The following is a 20782-nucleotide window of genomic DNA, read 5'->3' as shown; positions in this document are numbered from 1 at the left end:
GCCGGTGTCGGGGATATCGTCCGACTGCATGTGATAGTAGGACAGCGTCAGGCGCGTGTCGGTCCCCAGGCCGAACGCCACCGATGGCGCGAAGCCCCAGCGGCTCTGGTGGGTGGTATCTCGCCCGGCGACGCCGGCATCGTGATACATGGCGTTCAGGCGGAATGCCGCGTGGTCGGCGAACTTCCAGTTGCCGTCGACGGTGGCGCGCTTGTATTCGGCGTTGCCCACGCTGACATTGCCTTCGGCGAAGTTGGTCAGCCTGGGCGCCTTGCTGACGATGTTGATGCTGCCGCCGGCCGAGCCTCGCCCATCGTAGGCGCCGGCCGGGCCCTTGGTGACCTCGACCGACTCGACATTGAACAGTTCGCGGCTCTGCGAGCCGATATCGCGGAAGCCGTCCAGGAAGGTGCTGGCCTGCGCGTCGTAGCCACGGATGAATGGACGGTCGCCAACCGGATTGCCGCCTTCGCCGGCGCCGAACGCGATGCCGGGCACCGTGCGCAGCACTTCGCTCAGGCTGGTCGATGCGGTGCTCTGGATCACTTCCTGCGGGATGACGGTGATGGACTTGGGGGTATCAAGCAGCGCGGCGGGCGTCTTGATGGACGAGGCGGTGTCTGCCTTGAAGCCGCTGTCGGTGGTGTGGCTGACCGTCACGGCGGGCAGTTCGACCGCGGCCGCCGTGGTGTTTCCAGCCGACTGGGCGGCTACCGGCGCAGCCGCCACCGCCATCCCGACAGCCCCGGACAGGCGCGGGAGGACGGCGTTTTTCTTGTTTCTCCGGATGACGACAGCGGTCTGCACGATATTCCTCTATCCATGAATAGTATTGAGAATGAGAGTAATTATCATTTGTAACCATATGTCAGTCAAGACATACATCCAGACATTGTGTAGCGAAAACGTTACATTAGTCGTTGAGCCGGCGAGTCGGGAGCGCCCTGGCCGGAGTCAATCGCCCCCCGGTTCAGTACCGCAGGTTCAGGTTGAGAATGGCGGCGCGCCCGGGAGCGATCGCAGCGTAATGTGCTGGATAAGCCTGGTTGTAATACACCTTGTCGGCCAGGTTCATCACGTTGAGCTGCAGCATGGCGTGCTTGTTGATCTGGTACGCGGCCATGGCGTCGAAGCGCCAGTAGGACGGTACCCAGTTGTTGCGCGCTTCGCTGCCCCATACCTTGGAGACGTAGTAGGCACCGCCTCCCAGCGTGAGGTTGGGGAGCAACTGGTAGGTGCTCCACACGCTGAAGCTGTCCGAAGGCGTGTTGGGGAAGGACTGGCCGTCGCTCGCGCCGAAGGCGATGCCCGAGCCGCCATTCCTGCGCAGTTCGCTCTTCAGGTGGGTGTAGCCGCCAAACACGGCCCATTGGGCGGTGACGTTGCCGGAGAAGCCGAGCTCGACGCCATCCACGCGCTTGTTGCCGGCCATTACCGCGGTACCGTCCTGCTGCGTGATGCGCGCGTTGGTGGTTTCCACCCGGAAGATGGCTGCGGTCAAGGCCAGGCGTTTGCGCAGCACGTCCCATTTGGTGCCAAGTTCGATGCTGCGGTTTTTCTCGGGAGACAGCGCGCTGCCCGCTTTGGTCGGGGCCAGTCCGCTCGGCTCGCTACCCTGGCCGACCACCGCGCCGGCCGGCGTGGACGAGGTGCCGTAGGAGAGGTAGATGCTGGCGTTTTCCACCGGCTTGTAGACCACGCCGAACTGGTAGTTGAAGAGGTTGTCGTCGCGCGTATGGGTGCTGCGCGGGCCGGTGCCCCCATTGGTGCGGGCGGTCTCGACCTCGCCGCGGTAGCGATCGAAGCGCAGCCCGGCATTCACCAGCCACTGCTTGTCGAGTTCGATCGAGTCGAAGGCGAAGACCGATGCGGTGCTGGCCTTGTGATTGGTCGGATTGTAGTTGCGGGCGATCCGGCCGGACCACGGGTCGTGCGGATCCGGGTTGTACAGCGTGGTGCAGTTGTAGCCGCTGGCCGCGCCCGGGCCGCTGGGGCAGCGGTTGTTGCCGGTGGCTACGCTGTAGCCATCGTTTTCACTCGTTTCCCGGGAGAACTCCACGCCGAGGGCGTACTTGTGCTTGATGGCGCCGGTGAGGAATTCGCCCGACAGGTCGGTTTGGTTGGCCAGCGTACCGGACGTGCCGTTGCGCTGGTTGGTGCGCCGCCAGACCATGTCGTAGTAGATATTGCCGTTGAAGCTGCCGTCCGGCCTCGTCCACAGGTAGTCCTGCCGGGTTTTGCCGATGCGGGTCTGGTTGCGGAACTTGAGGGCGGGGCTGAAATCGTGCTCGAAGCGGATCGTGCCCATATCCGTGCTCTCCCGCCGGAAGTCGCGGTCGACCAGGCCGAAGTAAGTGTTGCGAGGCAGCTTGAGCGGCGAGCCGTTCCCGGCCAGCCGCGTGCGCGGCCTGCCATCGGTACGCGGGATGAAATCGGGATTGTCATAGGGCATGCCGGTGTCGGGCAGGGCGTCCGACTGCATGTGATAGTAGGACAGCGTCAGCCGCGTAGCGGTGTCCAGGCCGAACGCTACCGAAGGGGCAAAGCCCCAACGCTCCTGGTGCGTGGCGTCGCGGCCGGGCACGCCGGCGTCATGGTACATCGCGTTGACGCGCACGGCGGCGTGCCCGCCGAATTGCCAGTTGCCGTCCGCCGTGCCGCGTTTGTAGCTGGCGTTGCCTGCGCCGAGATTGCCTTCGGCGAAGCTGCCCAGCCTGGGCGCCTTGCTGACGATATTGATGCTGCCGCCAGCCGAGCCGCGCCCGTCGTAGGCGCCGGCCGGGCCTTTGGTGACCTCGACCGATTCGACGTTGAACATCTCGCGCGATTGCGCCCCGATGTCGCGGAAGCCATCGAGGAAGGTGCTGGCCTGCGCGTCGTAGCCTCGGATGAAAGGACGGTCGCCAACCGGATTGCCGCCTTCGCCGGCGCCAAAGGCGATGCCGGGCACGGTGCGCAGGACTTCGCTCAGGCTGGTCGATGCGGTGCCCTGGATGACTTCCTGTGGGACGACGGTGACGGAGCGGGGCGTATCGAGCAGCGGGCCCGGCGTCTTGACCGACGAGGTGGCGTCGGTCTTGAACGGGCTCTGCGCGGACCCGCTGACGGTGACCGGCGGCAAATGCGCTGCCGCCGCGGAGCCTGCCGCGGACTGGGCTGCCACCGGCGCTGCCGCGATGGCCGCCCCGACGGCGCCGGTCAGGCGAGGGATGGAGGTCTTCTTCCGGCTGGTCCGGGTGACGAGGGCGCTTTGCATGATTCTCCGTCTGGATGCGGTTGGGTTGAATGAAAATAAGTATCATTCTCATTTAACCCGTCGGCAATCAGAAAAGTCTGCAAAAGCCCTGGAAATTTCCCAGCCGCGCTTCCCTTCCTATTCGAACTGGTACGAGTAGGTCGCGTTCAATCTCGGCGAACGGTGCGAGGCATTGGCCGGCTTGTCGCCCACCGGCTGCGCCACCGAGAGATCCAGCGTGTAGTAGCGCCGGTCGGAGAAGCGCAGGCCGATCGCCACCGACGACAGCGTGCGATGCACCAGCGACAGGCTGTTCGAATACACGCGGGCCATGTCCACCAGCACGTAGGGCTGCATGGTCTTCAGGTAGGTCGAGCCCGGCGTGAAGAGGCGGTTGATTTCCGCGGATGCGCCCCAGCCCTTGTCGCCTGCCACTTCGCCGGCCGGGTAGCCAAGGCCGAAGAAGCGGCCGCCGAAGCTGATCTGCTCGCTCGAGGCCAGGCGCTGTGCGCTGTACTGGCCCGCGGCGGACGCTGCCACGCCGAAACCCCATGGCAGGTCGGTGGCTTGCGAAACCACCAGCCGGCCGCGCACGAAGTCCAGGTCGTTGGTATTGTTCTCGCGGCTGGCGCCCAGCGCATCCACGCCCTTGTACACGCCGAGGGTTGCGCTGCGGGTCTGTCCCTCCTGCCGCTGCACATAGGCGAGCTCCGCGCTGAGCACGCGCACGTGCGTGGTCAGCGCGATCTGTTGGCCGCTGACGGCCTGCGTGTAGCGCTCGAACTGGTCGTTGGCATAGACACCGCCGGTGGCCGTGAGCGAGTGCGTGTTGTCGAGGATGAGCGGATAGCTGAGCGTGCCGCCGATGCGCCTGGTGTCGTTGACATAACGGGTGTCGTAGCCAATCTGCGCCAGGGTACCGTTCTGTGGCACGCCCCGATAATGCGACGCGCTGAAGCGGGCCATCATGCCTTCGGTGCCGATCGGCTGGCCGTAGCTGGCGAGGTAGTATTCCTCGTGATCGGGCCCCCTGGGCGCAAGCGCGGAAACCGACAACTGCTCGCCCAGCGGCGTCAGGCTGTTGGTGGTGGCGGTGAAGATGCCGCGCACGCCCGGCGAGCGATAGTCCACGCCGGTGCCAAAAGTGAAGGGCTTGCGCTTGACGTCGAGCACCATCTCGCAAGCCCCATCCGTGGTCTGCGGCGGCTGCACGGTGGCGGCAACCTGCATGCCGGGCTGCAACGCCAGCACGTTGACGTAATGCTCGAAGGTCTCGCGGCGCAGTGGCTGGTCCTTCATCAACTGCTCGGCGATCGCGCGCAGGCGGCCTTCGGCCGGGCCCGCCTCGCCGCGGATGGCGATGGTGGAGACATGGCCTTCCACCACGGTGACCAGCACGTTGCCGTTCTCGAAACGCTGCGTCGGCACAAAGGCGAAGGAGAGCGGAAAGCCGCGCTGCTGGTACAGCCTGGTGACCTCGTTGGCGACTTCCAGCAACTGGGCCACGGTGACTTCCTTGCCGGCCAGCGGCGCGAATTTCGCGGCGATCTCTTCGAACGGTATCGCCTTGACCCCTTCGATCTGGAAGCGCTGTGGCGTGAGCTTGCTGGAGAGCAGGTTCTGCAGCGCGGCGTCGGGGCGCTCTACCTGCACCGTGACATTGCTCTCTGGCGGCCGGACTGGCGCGATGCTTGGCAGGGTCTGGGTGGGATCGCCCAGGATCGGGCTGCGTGGCTCGGCAAGGACACTGTTGCAGGCGCTGATGCCGAGCAGCAGCGTGGCAACACGGAGGCGTGTGTGCGTCATGGTCTAACCCCTGAATGCGTAAAAATCAGCGTGCGGCTATCACGCGCTGTGCCATTGCCGCCAGGGGTGCCGCTACCCGTGGCGGTGCCGCATGGCCACCGCGTTCTTGCAAGGGACGGGCCGATGCCGCGTCCCTCTGCGATTTTTTGCATGCCGGAGCGCAGATTGCGGCACCGGCATGCGCCAACTATCAGCGCTTGCCGCCGAGGCCGTTGGTGAGGCCGCCCAGCAGGCCGCCTACGAGACCAGTGACCGGCGCGAGCGGCTTGCCGCCAGAGGTGCCCGTGCTGCTGCCTGCGGCGTTGCCGCCGCTCAGGCTCGCGACGATGCCGGTTGCCGGCGCGAGCGCATTGCCGGCACCGCCATTCGTTGCACCTGCCACCGTGTTCACTACGCCGCCGGCCAGACCGGTGACGGGAGCGAGCGGGCCACCGGCGCTGCCGCCGGTGAGGCCACCGGTCAAGCCGCCGACCAGGCCGGTGACGGGAGCAAGCGGGCCACTGGCGTTGCCGCCGGAGAGGCCACCGGCCAGGCCGCCGACCAGGCCGGTAACCGGAGCAAGCGGGCCACTGGCGCTGCCGCCGGAGAGGCCACCGGTCAAGCCGCCGACCAGGCCGGTGACGGGAGCAAGCGGGCCACCGGCGCTGCCGCCGGAGAGGCCACCGGTCAGGCCACCGGTCAGGCCACCGAGCAGGCCGGTGACGGGGGCAAGCGGGCCGCTGGCGTTGCCGCCGGCAAGACCGCCGGTGAGACCGCCCAGCAGGCTGGTGACGGGGGCCAGCGGGTTGCCGGCGCCAGTGCCGCCCGGGTTGTAGACCACGCCGCCGAGCGCTGCCACGGTATTGCCGGTGCCGGCAACGATGCCGCCCACGCCTGACACCACTGGCGTGTTGGTTTGCCTGATCGCGCTGCCGGCCATGGCCAGGCCGCCGCCCAGCGTTGCCAGCAGGTTGTTGACCGGTGCACCCAGGCCAGTGGCCGCGCCCAGCGTCTGCGTGGTGTTGGTGAGCTGCGAGGTGAGCGGCACGATCAGTTTGCTGACGCCGCTGGTGAGTTGCTCGACGGGACCGGTCGACAGCGCCGTGCCGAGCTGGGTGCCAGCGCCATTGACCACGGCACCTACCTGCGACACCAGCGAGCCCACCGGTGTGGTGACCGCGGCCAGCGGCGCCAGCGGGCCGCTGCCCAGGCCGCTGACCAGAGCACCTGCATTGGTCACAGCGTTGCCCACCTGGCTGACTACGCCACCGGTGCTCGCCACCGTGGTGCCGAGCGGGTTCGCGGCGTTGGGGATGTTGCCCAGGCCGTTCTGCACGCCGTTGCCCAGGGTGCTGACCGCGGCGCCAAGGGAGCCGACCACGCCGCCGAGGGCGTCCTGCGATTGCGTCGAGAGAACCGGCAGGTTGGTGTTCTTGATTTGCGTGCCAAGGTCGCTCACGACATTGCCGGTCGAGTTCACCAGCGATCCTGCCTGATTGACGATCTGGCTGGTCGGCGTCAGCGCTGCAGTGCTACCGCCGTTGTTGCCGCCCGTATTGCCACCGGTATTTCCACCGGTATTTCCACCAGTGCTGCCACCCGTACTGCCACCCGTATTGCCACCCGTATTGCCACCCGTATTGCCACCGATGCCGGCATTGCTACCGCTACCGCTACCGGTGCCGCCGCCGCTGCTGCCCGCACCGCTGCCGGTATCCATGGACGTCGTGCCGCCGCCGCTCGCGCAACCGCCGAGTGCCAGCAGCGAGCCGAGCAGTGCCGTGATGATGACTTGCTGAGTACGCATGACCTTTTCCCTTTTTTATTCCCGTTGTGAATTCACGGAGCGCTCGCGCATGCCGTGCTGGCACTGCATTGCGCAAAGGGTGTGCCAGTGCGTGCCCGGCCGTTGCACCGCAGCCGGGAGAGTGCCTGCGAAAACTCGCCAGCCCTGGCCACGCTTGAGTTTGGGGAGGATGAGACATGGTCGCGAAAGGACCAGACATGGGCGCTGCTGCCAGCGTTTCCTTGTTACGCGTTACGTAACGCCGTGGCGCGGAACGGGAACATCGGGCGTGAATATTGCCGGCACTCAGCATTGTTGCGCGATCGTGCAGCGCGCGTCGGCAAGCGCTGGCGATGCGGGCGAATGCCTCGTGCTTCCCTGCCTGTATGGACCGGCTGCGTAGGGAGAACCGCTGCGCAGGTCCGCCGTGGCGCACGCACGCCCGTCGATTCGGCGTCAGGAACGTTTTGGGGGGAACACGTTACGTAGCACGTAACACGCGAGAGGCCGCCGTGCCGCCCTCTGCGGCGGCCTCATCCGAATGCGCCAGACGCGGCCGATGCCGTATCCAGTCAAGGGTTTGCGCCGATATTGCGGCTTCGTGCGCGGGGTTCGACGCGACATGCGCGAGAGGTGGCACGCAGTTTGCGGTTAAGTCCTCCGACAAGCGCGGTGCGCGGCGCAGCGTGGAGCGAAACGCTTCCCCGGGGTTCGTGCCCCCCGGTACCCGCTGCTTCGCATGCATCGCCCAGAGCCGATTCGATTGCTGTTCCGCCAGGAGAACCTTCCGCGAGGAAGACCAGGAGATCCCAATGAAAGCGCATTTCGCCCCGATGTCGTCCGTTACCCTCGCCTGTGCCGCAGCACTGATGCTGCTGGCAGGCTGTTCCTCCGGCGGTTCCGGCAGCGGCGCCAATGCAGGCACTTCCACGCCCACTACGCCAACGACGCTACCCACGCCTGCGGCAACGCCCGACACCACGCCGACCGCCAAGGTCACGGAGGGTGCAGGCAACACCGTAGTGGCGGCAGGCAACGTGGTGAGCGATATCGGCAAGACGATCCAGGGCACGCAATTGCCGCTGGTGCCCGATGCGACGCGCACCAGCCTCGGTGGGGTGGTGGTCAATGCGGGTGACACAGTGGGCGCGCTCGGCGCTGGCGTGCGCGATGGCCTCGGCAAGATGGGCGCGGTCAGCGACCCGCTTGGCGTGACCGTCGCCAGTACGGGCAACGTCGTGCAGAAAGCCGGTGTCACGGTATCGAGCGTCGGCGACGTGGTCGGCAGCCTCGGCACCGGACAGCTGGCGCCGCTGGGCGCGGTGACCACGCCGGTCGGCGGCCTGGTCAATCAGGCCGGTGGTGCGGTGACGACCGTTGGCGGCAAGCTCGGCCAAGCCCTCTCGACCGGACCTGTCGCACAGGTCACCGGCAGCGTGAGCAAGGTGATCGTGCCGCTGACCTCGCAACTCACCAACACCACGCAGACACTCGGTGCCGCTACCGGTCTCGGCGCTCCCGTCAACAATCTGCTGGTCACGCTCGGCAATTCCGTGGCCAGCGGCGGCAGCTTGCTGACCAATACCAACACGCCGCCGGTTTCCAGCCTTGGCGGCGTTGTGACCGAAGCGGGCAAGACCGTGGCCGCGGCCGGCGTGCTGTTGCATGGCAGCGGGACGGCGGCAGGCAGCAACCCGCTGGGCGGACTGCTCAACAACCTGCCGCTGGCTGGCCTGGCCGGCAGTCCGGGTACGAGCGCGGGCGCGGCAGGCGCACAGGCACCGCTGGCGGGCCTGCTCGCCCCCGTGACCGGCGCGCTGGGTGGCGCCGGTGCGAACAGCGGCAATGGTGCTGCCGGTGCGCTGGCACCGCTGACGGGTTTGCTTGCGCCCGTTGCCGGCGTGTTGAACGGAGCGCGCACCGCCACCGGCGGTTCACCAGCGCCGGCGCTGCCGCTGCTCGGCGGACTGGGCCTCTGATTATCAGCAGGGAAAGCCTTTACGGTGCGCAGACGTCCTTACCCCGCGCTGCGCATCCTTTTATTGCGCGTCGCGCCGGACGGTCACCCGAATGGGTGTCGTATCTGGCGAGAGTAGAACGGTTGCTCTTTAAAAAGACGCTGTTTTCAAACGGGTGTCAGCCTTTATGCTGAGACAAATATAACTCCAAGGGGGGGTATGGTTGATACATGGCTTTGCACTATAAATTCCCTACCAGTGTCATCGCTCGACCCCAGCCAGGCCACAAGAGCCGGGCGGCGTCGGAAGGTACGCGGACCCTGGATGATGTGTTAATTCAAAAAAGACGGAGTGACATCATGAAAAACGCTTTGGTTCGCTTTATTCGGGACGAACAAGGGGCAACCGCAATCGAGTATGGTCTGATTGCAGGGTTGATTGCGATGGGAATGGTTGCCGGCGCCACTACGCTTGGCAGCAATCTCTCGTCCGCCTTTTCCAACCTCGGGGCGAAAATCCTCGCACTCCTTCCCGCCGCCTGACGCGGTGGGGTCCATTGCCGCACTCTTCTGCGCGGTAACCATCTGGACCGACCTGGCTTATCGGAAAGTACCCAATGCCGTGCTGGCTGCCACCCTGGCGGCGGTGTGCATGGTGCTGCTGTTCGGGCATGTTCCTGAGCCGGGGTTGGCTTCGCGGCTGCTGGGCTTCGTGATTGGCCTGCTGGTCATGTTGCCGTTCTATGCGCTGGGGCGCATGGGCGCAGGCGACGTCAAGTTCTTCGCGGTAACAGGCTTGTTCACCGGTCCCGTGGGACTGGTGACGGTGTGGGTCGTCGGCAGCCTGCTGGCTTGCGCACATGCGCTGTTGGCAAGTGCGCAAGCGGGCACGGTCAGGGCTGCATGGCGTGACCGCATTGCGGGCTTGCTGCGGCGGCAGGCGGTCGCGACGGCCCCGGCCGCGATGGCGCAGATGGCGCAGGCGCGCGGCATTCCCTATGCCGCCTACCTTGCCGTCGGCTTGCTGGTGTGGATGGTATCCGGGAGGTAGTCGCTGCGCAGGCGGATGGCATCTCGCCAGCCGCTCAGCGGTCCGCGCCACCGGTTCGGCGCAAAAGTAGAAGATAACCGGGTGAAGTATGTCATTGCGGGGAAACCACGCCGTGCGGACGCGTTCGTCCGGAGCGGCCGCGCTTGAGTTCGCCATCATCCTGCCAGTCCTGCTGACAGTGGTGATCGGCATCGTCTATTTCGGCATCGTGCTGGCCTTGCAGCAGGTGCTCACGCTGGCGGCGGAAGAAGGTGCGCGCGCCGCCTTGCGCTATCCAAGCGGCGCCTCCGCCAACACCGCGGCGGCGACCCAGGCCCTGCGCGTGAGCGCGGCCTCCAGCACGGCCCTGGCCATGCTGCCCACCTCGATCAGCAGCCTCATCCCCGCCGGCAATGTCGCGCAGGTGATCAGCTGCGCGAATCCGGGCGGATCGGTCTGCGTCAAGGTCACGCTAAGCCTGACTTCGAGTTCGATCCTGCCGGTCGTGCCGGGCGTACCGCTGCCCACCACGCTCACCGGCAGTGCGACGGTGCAACTGTCGCCTGACACGTGATGGCTTGCCTGCAGGCCTTGCCGCCAATGCCGTTTGCCGACACGCGCCTGATCCCGTTTCCATTTACCCGAACCAGAGATATCGCATGACCAGCAAACAGATTCGCGTGCTCGCCATTGCGCTGCTCGTCCTCGCCGCGCTGCTGGCGCTGTTGGCGTGGCGCGTTGCGCGCACGCCCCCGGCGCCGGCAGCGCCGGTGTCGGGGAGCGTCGCGCTGCATCCGGTGGTGATCACGGTCAAGGCGATCGAAGCCGGCAAGCCGGTGCCCGCGGACGCGCTCAAGGTCGAACAGTTGCCGATCAATCCGGCAGGCGCCTATACCGACGTGGCTCGCGTTGCCGGCCAGGTGCCGGTGGTTGGCATCGGCGCCAACATGCCGGTGCTGGAAAGCCAGCTGCTGGCCGGCCTTGCCACGCAGGTACGGGATGGCGAGCGCGCGGTGGCGGTGGCCGTCGACGAAGTGATCGGCGTGGGCAACCAGGTGCAGCCTGGCGACTTCGTCGACGTCTTCGCGGTGTTCCGCCGCGATGGCCAGGAGATCGACGGCAGCCAGGCGCGCATGCTGCTGGCGCGCATGCGCGTGCTCGCCTATGGTGCCGGCACTGTCGTTGAGGCGGCCAAGCCCGCGCCCGACCAGATGATGGTCCGTCGCGAAGGCGCCAAGACCGCTGTGCTGGCGGTGCCGGTGGACGATGTCGGCAAGCTTGCGATGGCCCAGCAGACCGGCCGCCTGCTGCTCGCGCTGCGCAATCCGCAAGACCCCGGCGTTCCCACCGAAGGCTTGTTCGAGGAGCCCGCACCGGTACTGCGGGCGAGAGGCCAGGCCAAAGGCCAGGGGGCTGCCGCGCTCGCCGTGCTCGCGCCTTCCGACCGTGCGGTGGCAGGCGTCGCGCTGACCGGCCTCACCGGGACGACAGGCGTGGCAAAGCGTGAACTGGCCGCTGTGAACGCGGCGCCATCGCCGGTGCCAGCCGCAATGGCACCGCGTACCCGGGGTACTACGAGCGTGGCACTGAACGGTGTCGAAGTGATCCGCGGCGGCAAGCGCGAGATCGAGTGAAGCCGTGGCGTACGGCGGTGCCGGTGCGCCGGGCACGCCAGCCCAAGGGCTTTCTGATTTGTCATTTCTGATTTCTGGATAGTCGATCGATGAACCCCATTCTTGCCGGAGCAGTAACCAGCCTGGCCGCCTGCGGCGCCGTTTCAACGGCCTGGGCACAGCCAGCCGACAGCGGCGCGCGCGACCTCAGGCTGATCGCGGGCAGCCAGCAGGAATTGCGGCTGGCCGGGCCGCTCGAACGCGTAGCGATCGGCGATCCGTCGGTGGCGGATGCCTTGCTGCTAAAGGGCCGCTCCGGCCCCAACAGCGTATTGGTCGTCGCCAGGAAGCCTGGCGCGACGCAACTGATGGTGTGGGCGCGCGGCGAGGCGCCGCGGACCTACCGCGTGCAGGTGGACGCGACGCAGGCCGATGCAAACGGCCCCGAGGTGTCCGTCTCCGGCGCGGGCGCCACGATTACCGGCGAAGCGCGCGACGCCCAGGCGTCACTGCACGCGCAGCGGCTGGCGCGGGCCGCGGTGTCCTCTGGCGAGGGCAAGTCCGGGGTAGTGACCGACAGGTCCACGCTGCCGGTTGCCAGCACTGTGCAGGTCGACGTCAAGGTGGTGGAGATCAGCAAGACCGTGCTCAAGGAGGTGGGCTTCAATTTCTATCGGAATAACGGTGGCTTTGCCTTCGGTACGTTCTCGCCTTCATCGCTTAACAAGGCGACGTTTGCGCCGGGTTCGGGATCGACGCCGGGCTCGCTGGGCGCCGATATCGCCTCGCCGATCAGCAGCGCCTTCAATCTGGTTGCAGCATCGCTGTCGCGCGGGATCTTCGCCAACCTGAGCCTGCTGGAGAGCAACGGGATGGCACGGGTGCTGGCGGAGCCGAGCCTGGTGGCCCTGTCGGGGCAAAGCGCGAGCTTCCTTGCCGGCGGCGAGATCCCGATCCCGGTGCCGCAGTCGCTGGGGGCAACCACCATCCAGTTCAAGCCGTTCGGCATCGGCCTGACGGTGACGCCGACGGTGCTCTCAAAGGACCGCATTGCGCTGAAAGTGGCGCCCGAAGCGAGCGATCTGGATCCCTCGCGCGGGATCTCCATCAACGGCGCCGCGGTGCCGGCCATCGTTACCCGCCGCGCCGATACCACGGTGGAACTGGGCGATGGAGAAAGCTTTGTGATCGGCGGCCTGGTCAGTCGCAACACGGTCAGCAATGTCAGCAAGGTACCCATCCTCGGCGACCTGCCGATCATCGGTACCTTCTTCAGGAACCTGAACTTCAACCAGGAAGACCGCGAGCTGATGATCGTGGTCACGCCACGCCTGGTGCGGCCGCTGGCCAAGGGCGCGGCGGCCGTGGCCGCGCTCAGCGACGACGGACTCACCAGCGGCAATCCCAATGTGTGGGGCCGGTATGTGCTTGGCGAGTACGCCGACCCCACGCTGCCGGGTTTTTCGAAATGATGGCTGACGGGAAGGACGACAGCGCCGGGCATGCCGACGCGGCAGGGCAGACGCCGGGGAACTATTTCCTGTTCAACTCCATGCAGGTGGAACCCCGGCAGTGGCTGGCGGACGCGCTTGGCAGCCTTGGCCGGCTGGTGGTGGAGGGCGGTCCGCAAGCGGCCTTTCTGGAACAGGTCGGCGCGGTCAATCCGGGCATGGTCTTCCTGCACTTCACGCGGGACCGGGCGGAGGCATCCAGCCGGCTCGCCGAGCAGGTGGCGCGCCTGTATCCGGGGCTGCCGCTGGTCGCGGTGGGAGATGCCGGCGAGCCGGAGATCATGCTGGCGGCGCTGCGTGCCGGCGCCAGGGATTTTGTCGATATGCGGGCGTCGCCGGCGGGCGCTATCGAAATCGTGCGCCGCTTGCTTGCCGTGCGCGGGCAGGCCGAGCCGGCCCGCCGGGGCAAGGTGGTGGCGGTGCTGGGCGCGCGGGTCGGGGTTGGCTCCACCACGCTGGCGACCAACCTGGCCGCGGCGGTGCGGCGGCGCAGCCATGGCGACGTGCTGTTGATGGATCTCGGGTTGCCGGTGCGGGATGGCTCGCTCTATATGAACATCAGCCCCGGCTTTCATTTCGTGGAAGGCGTGCGCAACCTGCGGCGCTTCGACCAGGTATTCGTGCAAACCGCGCTGGCGCGCCATGGCAACGGCGTGGTGGTCCTGCCGCTGCCCGCCACGCTGGCGGAGCTGCGCGATATCTCCTTCATGGAGGCGCTGGGCCTGCTCAATCGCCTGCGCGCCTTCTTCGACCTGCAGGTGGTGGACCTGGGCGGGTTCAGCAATGTGGAGTTCATGGCGCACCTGGTCAAGGCGGCGGACATGGTGGTGATGGTGGTGGACCAGAGTGTGGGCGCCATCGTTTCCGCGGCTGAATTGCTGCAGGAGTTGAAGAAGCGGGAGGTTGAGCGCGACGACCTGCATTTGCTGGTGTCTCGCTTCGATGCCCGGCTGGGCGTGGATGCCCAGCAGATCGCGCAGCGGCTGGAAGCGCCATCCGTCGGCACCCTGCCGGACCGGCGCGAGCCGCTGGTGCTGGCGCTCAACCGGGGCGCGGTGCTGGCCGACGACAGCCCCGCCGATCCGTATGTCCGTGCCGTTGGCCAGTTGGTGGACCGGCTGGGATACCGTGCCGGCACAGCAAGCGAAACAGGCTTGCTGGGCCGGGTAAAAGAAAAACTGCCCGAAGCGCTGCGCGCCATGCGCGCATTGCGCGCTGAGCGGGCTGGGAACTGACATGTCGCAAGCCATCGAATTCTCCGATAATTCCGCCGCGCCTTTTCCTGCCTCGCAGGAATTCCAGAACATCAAGGAAGCGGCCCACGAGCATCTGCTCACGCGCATCGAGGAGCTCGGCGCCGAGTTCGGGCGCTGGTCGCGCACCGCGATCCATCGCTTCGTCGACCTGGAACTGGAAAGTTTCACGCGGCTGCGCCGCATTCCCATCAACGAGGTCGAACTGCACCAGATCGCCGAGGCCCTGACCAAGGAGCTGGCGGGCTTCGGGCCGATCGAGGACCTGCTGAACGATCCCGCGGTGGAAGATATCCTGGTCAACGGGCATCTCGATGTCTATGTGTCCCGGCACGGCGTGCTGGAGCGGATACCGGTGCGCTTCGCCGATGGCGGGCACCTGCTGCGTATCGTGCGCCGCATCCTGGCGCCGATCGGCCGCCGGCTGGACGAGTCCAATCCGATGGTCGACGCCCGCCTGCCTGACGGGGGGCGGATCAATGTGGTGATTCCCCCGCTGGCGCTGGCCGGCCCCGTGGTGTCGATCCGCAAGTTTCGCAAGGACCCGTTGACGCCGGCCGACCTGCAGGCGCTGGGCACCATGAGTCCGGAGGTCAACGAGTTGCTCGAGGCCGCGGTCAAGGCGCGCTGCAACATCCTTGTCAGCGGCGGCACCAGCTCCGGCAAGACCTCGCTGCTCAACGCGCTGGCCACCTACGTGCCCGATAGCGAGCGCGTGATCACCATCGAGGACACCGCCGAGCTCGCGCTCAATCATCCGCACGTGGTACGCCTGGAAAGCCGTCCCGGCGGCTTCGAGGGGACCGGCGTGGTGTCGATTCGCGATCTGTTGCGCAATAGCCTGCGCATGCGGCCCGACCGCATCATTGTGGGCGAAGTGCGCGGCGGGGAAGTGCTGGAAATGCTGCAGGCCATGAGCACCGGCCACGATGGCTCGATGGGAACCATCCACTCGAGCAGCCCGCGCGAGTGCCTGTACCGCCTGGAGATGCTGGCGGGCTTTGCCGGCTTCCAGGGCAGCGAGGCCAGCCTGCGCCGGCAGATTGCCAATGCCGTGGATTTCATCGTGCAGATCGGCCGGCTGTCCAACGGCAAGCGGCGCATCCTCTCCGTCACCGAAGTGACGGGGCTTGGCGACAACATCATTTCGACGCAGGAGCTGTTCCGCCACGAGCCCTTCGTCGGCCCGGACGGTACCGAGGTCGACCGCTGGCTGTCGCTGGGCATCCTGCCGCATTCGCCCAAGCTGGCGCGCATGCGACCTGCCGATTTCGGCCTGGACGATCGCTTCGATGTCTAGCGCCGCGCTGGCCGTGGCCGCGGCCGCACTCGTTCTGCTTGGACTTGGCCTGCTGATGCTGGCCAGTGCGAGGGCGCGCGCGCAGGAGGAGAGCGCACGCGCATTCGTGCAAGCGCAAACCGAGCAGGTCAAGGCACGCTACGCGACCCCGGCCGAGCCGCAAGCCGGACGCCAGCCGCATGATCTGCGGCGCAAGTGGGCGGATTTCATGCGCCGTGCCGACCTGGCCCCCACGCGCCGTACCTATGCGCTCTGGGGCGCATCGATTGCTGCGACCGCGGTGGTGGCGGCAATCCTCGGCGGCTGGCTTGCCGCCGTGGCCGGGTTTTCCACCGGGCTGGCGCTGCTCTATTTTCTGCTCTGGAACCGGGCGCGCCGCGTCGGGCAGAAGCTGCGCCGGCAACTGCCCTCGTTTCTCGACGCCGTGGTGCGGATGATGAGCATCGGCAGCAGCGTGCCTTCGGCATTCCAGACAGCCATCGGCAATACCGAGGCGCCGCTGCGGCAGTGCCTGGTCCAGGCCATTCACCTGCAGCGTGCGGGCAAGGAGCTCGACCAGGCGGTATTGCAGGTGGCGCGGATCTACCGCGTCGACGAATTGTTGCTGCTGTCGTCGGTGCTGCGGCTGGCGGTGCGCTACGGCGGCCGCGCCGACATCGTCATGGAGCGTACCGCCGCCTTTATGCGCGACCGCGAGCAGGCGCAGCAGGAGCTCCATGCCCTCTCGTCGGAGACACGCATGTCGGCGTGGGTGTTGGGCTTGCTGCCGCTGGTGGTGGGCGGGATGATGTTCATGATGAACGCGGCCTACATCATGATGATGTGGCGCGACCCGAGCGGCAGGATGCTGCTGCTGGTTGCCGTGGCGCTGGAGGCCCTGGGGGCCGTCATGCTCTACCGCCTGGCCAGGTCGGTATAGGACAAGAGACCATGGATAGCACTACCCTGATCTCCCTGAGCCTGTGCGTCGCGGCCGTCGGCCTGGCCGCGCTGGCCTTGCCGCTGGTGGGCCAGTGGCGGCAGCGACATCGCGCCGAGCGCACCATCGATGCCGCGCTGTCGCGCCAGGCCGCTGCCGCCACGGCTCCCGCGCGAGGCGCTGCCTCCGCCCCGGCCAATGCCGCAGCGGCCCAGGTCCAGAGCGCCGGCGCGCGGATTGGCGCGCGGCTCGGCGGGCAGCTTAGCAAGCGGTTCGACCAGCGCTGGCTCGCGTCGCCGCTGGGCAAGACGGTCGTGACCGCCGAAGAGGAGCGGCTGCTTGAGCAGTGCGGCTTCTACGGCGACAAGGCGCGGGCGGTATTTGGCGGCCTGCGCCTGTCGCTGCCAGCCGCCCTGGCCGCCGCGGTATTTGCCGGGCACTTGCCTGCTTCCCTGATGGCCGCGCTGTTCTGGGCCTTCGCCACCTTTGCGCTGGGTTTTCTCGCGCCTAAATGGATGCTGCGGCGCCGCGCGCAGAGCCGCCTGCGGCGCCTGGAGGACGAACTGCCCGTGCTGGTCGATATGCTGCGGCTGTTGCAAGGGGTGGGCCTGTCGATCGACCAGAGCCTGCAGATCATCGTGGCCGAGTTCGGCAGCATGCTGCGCGTGCTTGGCCCGGAACTGACTCGCGCCAACCAGCAGTTCGCCTCGGGCCGCTCGCGCGAGCAGACCTTGCAGCGCATCGGGCGCCTGTTCGACAGCGAGGACCTGAGGAGCCTGACCACCATGCTTAGCCAGGTGGACCGCTTTGGCGGCGCGGTGCAGGAACCGCTGCGCCAGTTCGGCTTGCGCTTGCAAGAGGGGCGCAAGTCGCGGATGAAGGAGCAGGTGGGCAAGCTGACCGTGAAGATGACGGCGGTGATGGTGGTGACCATGCTGCCGGTGCTGCTGATCATCACGGCCGGGCCGGGCTTCCTGGGTGTGATGCGGATGCTTTCGCATATGTCGGGGGGATTGAAGTGAACGGACAAGAACAGCGTGCCGCCACCGTGCGGCAAATACCGGGGTCCGCGCTTGCGGGCGTCTTCGCCGCGCCTGGCCGGATCTGGGCCAGGCGCCTGACGCAGGTGCTGGCGATAGCGGTGTTGAGCGGCTGCGGCAGCACCGTGGCCAACCGCATGAGCGAGCAGGCGGACGCCCAGGTGGCATTGTCCAAGCTGCGCGACCAGCAGGACAGGGCCGGCTACGACGACAAGTCGGTCTATCTGGGCCTGATCGGCAAGATGCAGGACGAGGGCCTGTATTTCGCTTCGCTCGCGCACATCGACGTCTACGAGAAGCGCTTTGGCGCCTCGCCCGCATTGACGCTGATGCGCGCGGACGCGCTGCGCGAGACCGGCCAGGATGCGGCGGCCGCGCAAGCGTATCAAAACCTGGTTGGCTCGGTGGTGCAGTCCCGTGCTTACCATGGCCTGGGGCTGCTTGCCGGCCGCAGGAGCGATTTTGCCGGCGCAGCGGCGGCGTTGCGGCAAGCCGCGCAGTCCGATCCCACCAATGCGCAGGTTGCCAACGACCTGGGCTACGCATTGATGCGCACCGGTGCGTTGCCCGAGGCGCGCGTGCCGGTGATGCAGGCCTTGCAGCTCGATGGCAGGAACCCGCGCGTGGTCAGCAACGCCGCGGTCTGGCTGGTGGCGAATGGCAAGCGCGAGCAGGCGGTGGCGCTGATGCAGCGCGCCGCGCTGTCTGCGGCTACGCAGAAGGCTGTCCTGCAGGAGGCGGAGCGGGTCAGGCGCGCCAGCACGCAACGCGCGCGCGCGGCGGCGCCCGTGGCAGGGCAGCCGGCCCGGCTGGCTGCGGCATCCCCGGCTGGCCCGAGCCACGTCCGGCTGACGGAGCTCACCCAGGCCACGCCATGACAGCATGTTCGAGGCGCACTTTCGCCATTACCCGCGCATTTCCCCTATGTCCTACCGGCTGCCCCACCAGTTGTCCCACCCATTGCCAGATTCGATCGCAACAACCCAGGAGTTGTCCATGAACCGGACCAGAACGAGAAGCCTGCGCGGTGCCACCCCCCGTTGCGGGATGGCGCTGGCGATCGCTGTGCTAGGCATGGGGCTGGTCCCCGCCGTGGCGCAGACCGAGGCGCCGGCCGCGCGTGAGACGCGGCCCGCCCGGCAGGAAGTGGGCGCGCGGGTGCGCGGTCTCCTCGAGATCCAGCGCAGTGGCGCGCAGGCGGGACAGGCGCAGCAGCTGCACGGGGAGCAGGCCGCTTTGTCCTACCAGCGCTATATGGCGACGTTTACCCATCCCATCCCTGAGTTCTACATCGGCCAGGCGGGCGCGCAAAAAGGCTCGGGCAGTGGCATGGGCCAGGGCACGGTGGGACGATGAGCCGGGACTGCCCCCATCTCGCTGCCCGGCGCTGCGGCCGGCAGCGCGGCGCCATCGGTGTGCTTGGCGCCTTGCTGCTGGTGACGGTGGCGGTCGGGGCGCTGGTTTCGGTCGATGTCGGCCACGTGTTCTATCGCCAGCGCCAACTGCAGAAGGTGGCCGACATGGCTGCCCTGGCCGGCGCGCAACAGCTCAAGCAGGCAGCGGATGCGGCTACCACTTCGGCCAATGTGCTGAGCGCCGTGCAATCGGCCGGCACGCAGAACGACTACAGCGGGGCCGCCGCCGCCGATTGCAACACGGCGGGTAGCGGCGGCGCCGACGGCATGCGGGTCTGCCTGGGCGTATGGGATCCGGCATATACCGCCGGTGGCGACACCGCGCGGCATTTCAACGCGGCATATGACACCACCAGGCTCTCGGCGAATGCGGTGCAGGTGGTGGCGACGCAGACCGTGCCGATCCTGTTCGTCTTCCCGGGGGGGGCCGCGCGCCAGTTGCGGGCGGAGGCGATCGCCAACGCGAGCCCGCCGGTGGCCTCGTTTTCGCTAGGCAGCAGCCTGCTGGATTTCAATTCCGCCAATAGCCTGCTGAGCCTGTTGCTGGGCAGCGCCGTCCAGTTCTCCGTGCTGGACTGGCAGGGACTGCTCAACGCCAATGTCACGCTCGACCAGCTGCGCCTGAAGCTGGGCGTCGGCACCATCGACGAGCTGCTGAAGACGTCGCTGTCGATCCAGCAGTTCTATGCCCTGGTGCTGGGCGCGGCCGGCAAGGATGCGTTGCTGTCGACCGCGCTGGGCAGCCCGCCGACCAAGCTTGGCGTGAGCGGAGTCCAGGCCAACGTCGGTTTGGGCCAGTTGCTCAACCTGGGCGTGCTGGCGCCGGCGGCCTCGTCGGCCGCCGACGTGGCGCTCAACGTCGCCAGCCTGCTGACGCTGGGCGCGCAGGTGGCCAATGGCAATGCGGCCATTCAGCTGCCCTTGAACGTCAATCTGCCGGCGGGTATCGGCGGCGCGAGCGCCAATCTGTACATCGTGCGGCCGCCGGTGATGGCGGTGGGACCGGCCCGGCAATTGAGCAGCGCGCCACCGGCCTGGCAGACCACGGCGCACACGGCGGCAGTGGGCCTGCGCCTGGCGGTGGCGCTCAATGTGGGCGGAGGGATCCTGCCCCAGCTGGTGACGCTCAATGTGCCTCTCTATGTGGAGCTGGCCGAGGCCACGGCCTCGCTGCAGAGCATCCGGTGCGCCGCGGCGAAGGCGGATTGCCGCGCCACGCTGAGCGTGAACACCGGTGTGGTCAAGGCCTGCCTGGCAGCGGCCAGCGGCAGCGGCTGCGCTTCAGGCCCGGTGACGCTGGTGGACCTGAACCTGGTCGATTTGCTGAGCATTAGGGTGACTGCCTCGGGCAGTCCGAGCACCGGCACGGTTCCAGTCAATACCTCGACCATGACGCTGGCGCCGGGCCAGACCGCAAGCGTCTCCACGACATCGGTGCTGAGCGGCGTAGCGGTGGATGCGCTCGACAACCTGAACGTGGCGGCCACCGTGACCGTGCTTGGGCTCCCCGTGAGCCTTCCATTGTCGCTGGGTACCTTGCTGAAGCCACTGTTCACCTTGCTTGACCCCATAGTCAGCACCGTGCTCAACCTCCTGGGTCTCAACCTCGGCGGCGCCACGGTCTGGATGCAGGGAATCGACTGCAACAACGCCGAGCTGGTGTTCTGAGCCATGCAGCAGGCTAATCGCGATACGGCGGAAGACAGATGAAGACAGATCGCTGGGCCTACGAGAGCCTTGAAGTTTATGTATGGGAAGGCAAGTCCGATATTGCCGACCGCGTGGCGCGTTTCCTGTCGCCGCTCGGGGTGGATGTGATCCGCGCCGGCGCGCTGGAGGCCTTGCCGGCGCAGCCGCGCCTGAAGCCTTGCGTGGCGGTCATCAGCGTGTCGGTGATCGGCGCGGCGAAGTTCACCGCGCTGGACTGGGAAGCGGCGC

17 protein-coding genes and 1 pseudogene are annotated in these 20782 nt (G+C 67.2%); 14 read left to right on the top strand and 4 right to left on the bottom strand.

From position 1 onward, the window contains the following. The 4 genes from P3W85_RS29225 to P3W85_RS29210 all read right to left on the bottom strand — a co-directional run. Nucleotides 1-807, bottom strand: an 807-nt coding sequence (locus P3W85_RS29225; RefSeq protein ID WP_276267325.1) for a TonB-dependent receptor, incomplete at its 3' end; no start/stop codon positions are given. A 163-nt stretch (nt 808-970) separates the two neighbouring features. After that, nucleotides 971-3256: a TonB-dependent receptor gene (locus P3W85_RS29220; protein WP_276267324.1), complete on the bottom strand. Its 2286-nt coding sequence runs from the start codon at nt 3254-3256 to the stop codon at nt 971-973. Between the two features lie 117 nt (nt 3257-3373). Then, nucleotides 3374-5041, bottom strand: a complete 1668-nt coding sequence (locus P3W85_RS29215; protein ID WP_276267323.1) for a ShlB/FhaC/HecB family hemolysin secretion/activation protein — start codon at nt 5039-5041, stop codon at nt 3374-3376. Nucleotides 5042-5231: 190 nt separating this feature from the next. After that, nucleotides 5232-6827: a collagen-like triple helix repeat-containing protein gene (locus P3W85_RS29210; RefSeq protein WP_276267322.1), complete on the bottom strand. Its 1596-nt coding sequence runs from the start codon at nt 6825-6827 to the stop codon at nt 5232-5234. A 791-nt stretch (nt 6828-7618) separates the two neighbouring features. Between P3W85_RS29210 and P3W85_RS29205 the strand changes: the two genes are divergently transcribed. The 14 genes and pseudogenes from P3W85_RS29205 to P3W85_RS29140 form a co-directional block, all read left to right on the top strand. Beyond that, on the top strand, nt 7619-8785 hold the full coding sequence (locus tag P3W85_RS29205) for a collagen-like triple helix repeat-containing protein (RefSeq protein WP_276267321.1): 1167 nt from the start codon (nt 7619-7621) through the stop codon (nt 8783-8785). Between the two features lie 338 nt (nt 8786-9123). Continuing rightward, entirely contained in the window at nt 9124-9306 is a 183-nt protein-coding gene (locus P3W85_RS29200) for a Flp family type IVb pilin (RefSeq protein WP_017230950.1), read from the top strand. Nucleotides 9307-9310: 4 nt separating this feature from the next. Next, nucleotides 9311-9814 (top strand): A24 family peptidase, encoded by a 504-nt coding sequence (locus P3W85_RS29195; protein WP_276267320.1) that lies wholly within the window; start codon nt 9311-9313, stop codon nt 9812-9814. Between the two features lie 88 nt (nt 9815-9902). Next, a complete protein-coding gene (locus P3W85_RS29190) occupies nt 9903-10367 on the top strand; it encodes a TadE/TadG family type IV pilus assembly protein (protein ID WP_035818330.1) in 465 nt (154 codons plus the stop codon). A gap of 85 nt (nt 10368-10452) precedes the next feature. Continuing rightward, complete coding sequence (cpaB, locus tag P3W85_RS29185) at nt 10453-11427, top strand: Flp pilus assembly protein CpaB (RefSeq protein WP_276267319.1); 975 nt, start codon at nt 10453-10455, stop codon at nt 11425-11427. 89 nt (nt 11428-11516) lie between these two features. Next, a complete protein-coding gene (locus P3W85_RS29180; RefSeq protein WP_276267318.1) occupies nt 11517-12878 on the top strand; it encodes a type II and III secretion system protein family protein in 1362 nt (453 codons plus the stop codon). Further along, nucleotides 12878-14152: an AAA family ATPase gene (locus P3W85_RS29175; protein WP_430869643.1), complete on the top strand. Its 1275-nt coding sequence runs from the start codon at nt 12878-12880 to the stop codon at nt 14150-14152. The genes P3W85_RS29180 and P3W85_RS29175 overlap by 1 nt, the downstream gene beginning before the upstream one ends. A gap of 1 nt (nt 14153) precedes the next feature. Next, nucleotides 14154-15470, top strand: a complete 1317-nt coding sequence (locus P3W85_RS29170) for a CpaF family protein (protein ID WP_017230956.1) — start codon at nt 14154-14156, stop codon at nt 15468-15470. After that, nucleotides 15463-16389 carry a type II secretion system F family protein gene (locus P3W85_RS29165; RefSeq protein WP_276267317.1) on the top strand — a complete coding sequence of 309 codons (927 nt, stop codon included), beginning with the start codon at nt 15463-15465 and terminating at the stop codon, nt 16387-16389. The genes P3W85_RS29170 and P3W85_RS29165 overlap by 8 nt, the downstream gene beginning before the upstream one ends. 11 nt (nt 16390-16400) lie before the next feature. Beyond that, nucleotides 16401-17411: a type II secretion system F family protein gene (locus tag P3W85_RS29160; protein WP_276267316.1), complete on the top strand. Its 1011-nt coding sequence runs from the start codon at nt 16401-16403 to the stop codon at nt 17409-17411. Then, nucleotides 17408-18307, top strand: a complete 900-nt coding sequence (locus tag P3W85_RS29155) for a tetratricopeptide repeat protein (protein ID WP_430869642.1) — start codon at nt 17408-17410, stop codon at nt 18305-18307. The genes P3W85_RS29160 and P3W85_RS29155 overlap by 4 nt, the downstream gene beginning before the upstream one ends. A gap of 118 nt (nt 18308-18425) precedes the next feature. Further along, nucleotides 18426-18785 carry a DUF3613 domain-containing protein gene (locus P3W85_RS29150; RefSeq protein WP_276267315.1) on the top strand — a complete coding sequence of 120 codons (360 nt, stop codon included), beginning with the start codon at nt 18426-18428 and terminating at the stop codon, nt 18783-18785. Continuing rightward, entirely contained in the window at nt 18782-20512 is a 1731-nt protein-coding gene (locus P3W85_RS29145) for a TadG family pilus assembly protein (RefSeq protein WP_276267314.1), read from the top strand. The genes P3W85_RS29150 and P3W85_RS29145 overlap by 4 nt, the downstream gene beginning before the upstream one ends. 38 nt (nt 20513-20550) lie before the next feature. Next, a pseudogene (locus P3W85_RS29140) lies at nt 20551-20782 on the top strand (sigma-54-dependent Fis family transcriptional regulator); the annotation flags it as partial.

This window comes from Cupriavidus basilensis (genome assembly GCF_029335485.1).
GTDB lineage: Bacteria > Pseudomonadota > Gammaproteobacteria > Burkholderiales > Burkholderiaceae > Cupriavidus > Cupriavidus basilensis_E.
The sequence above is the reverse complement of the archived record's forward strand: the minus strand, read 5'-3'. Positions and strand labels throughout refer to the sequence as shown.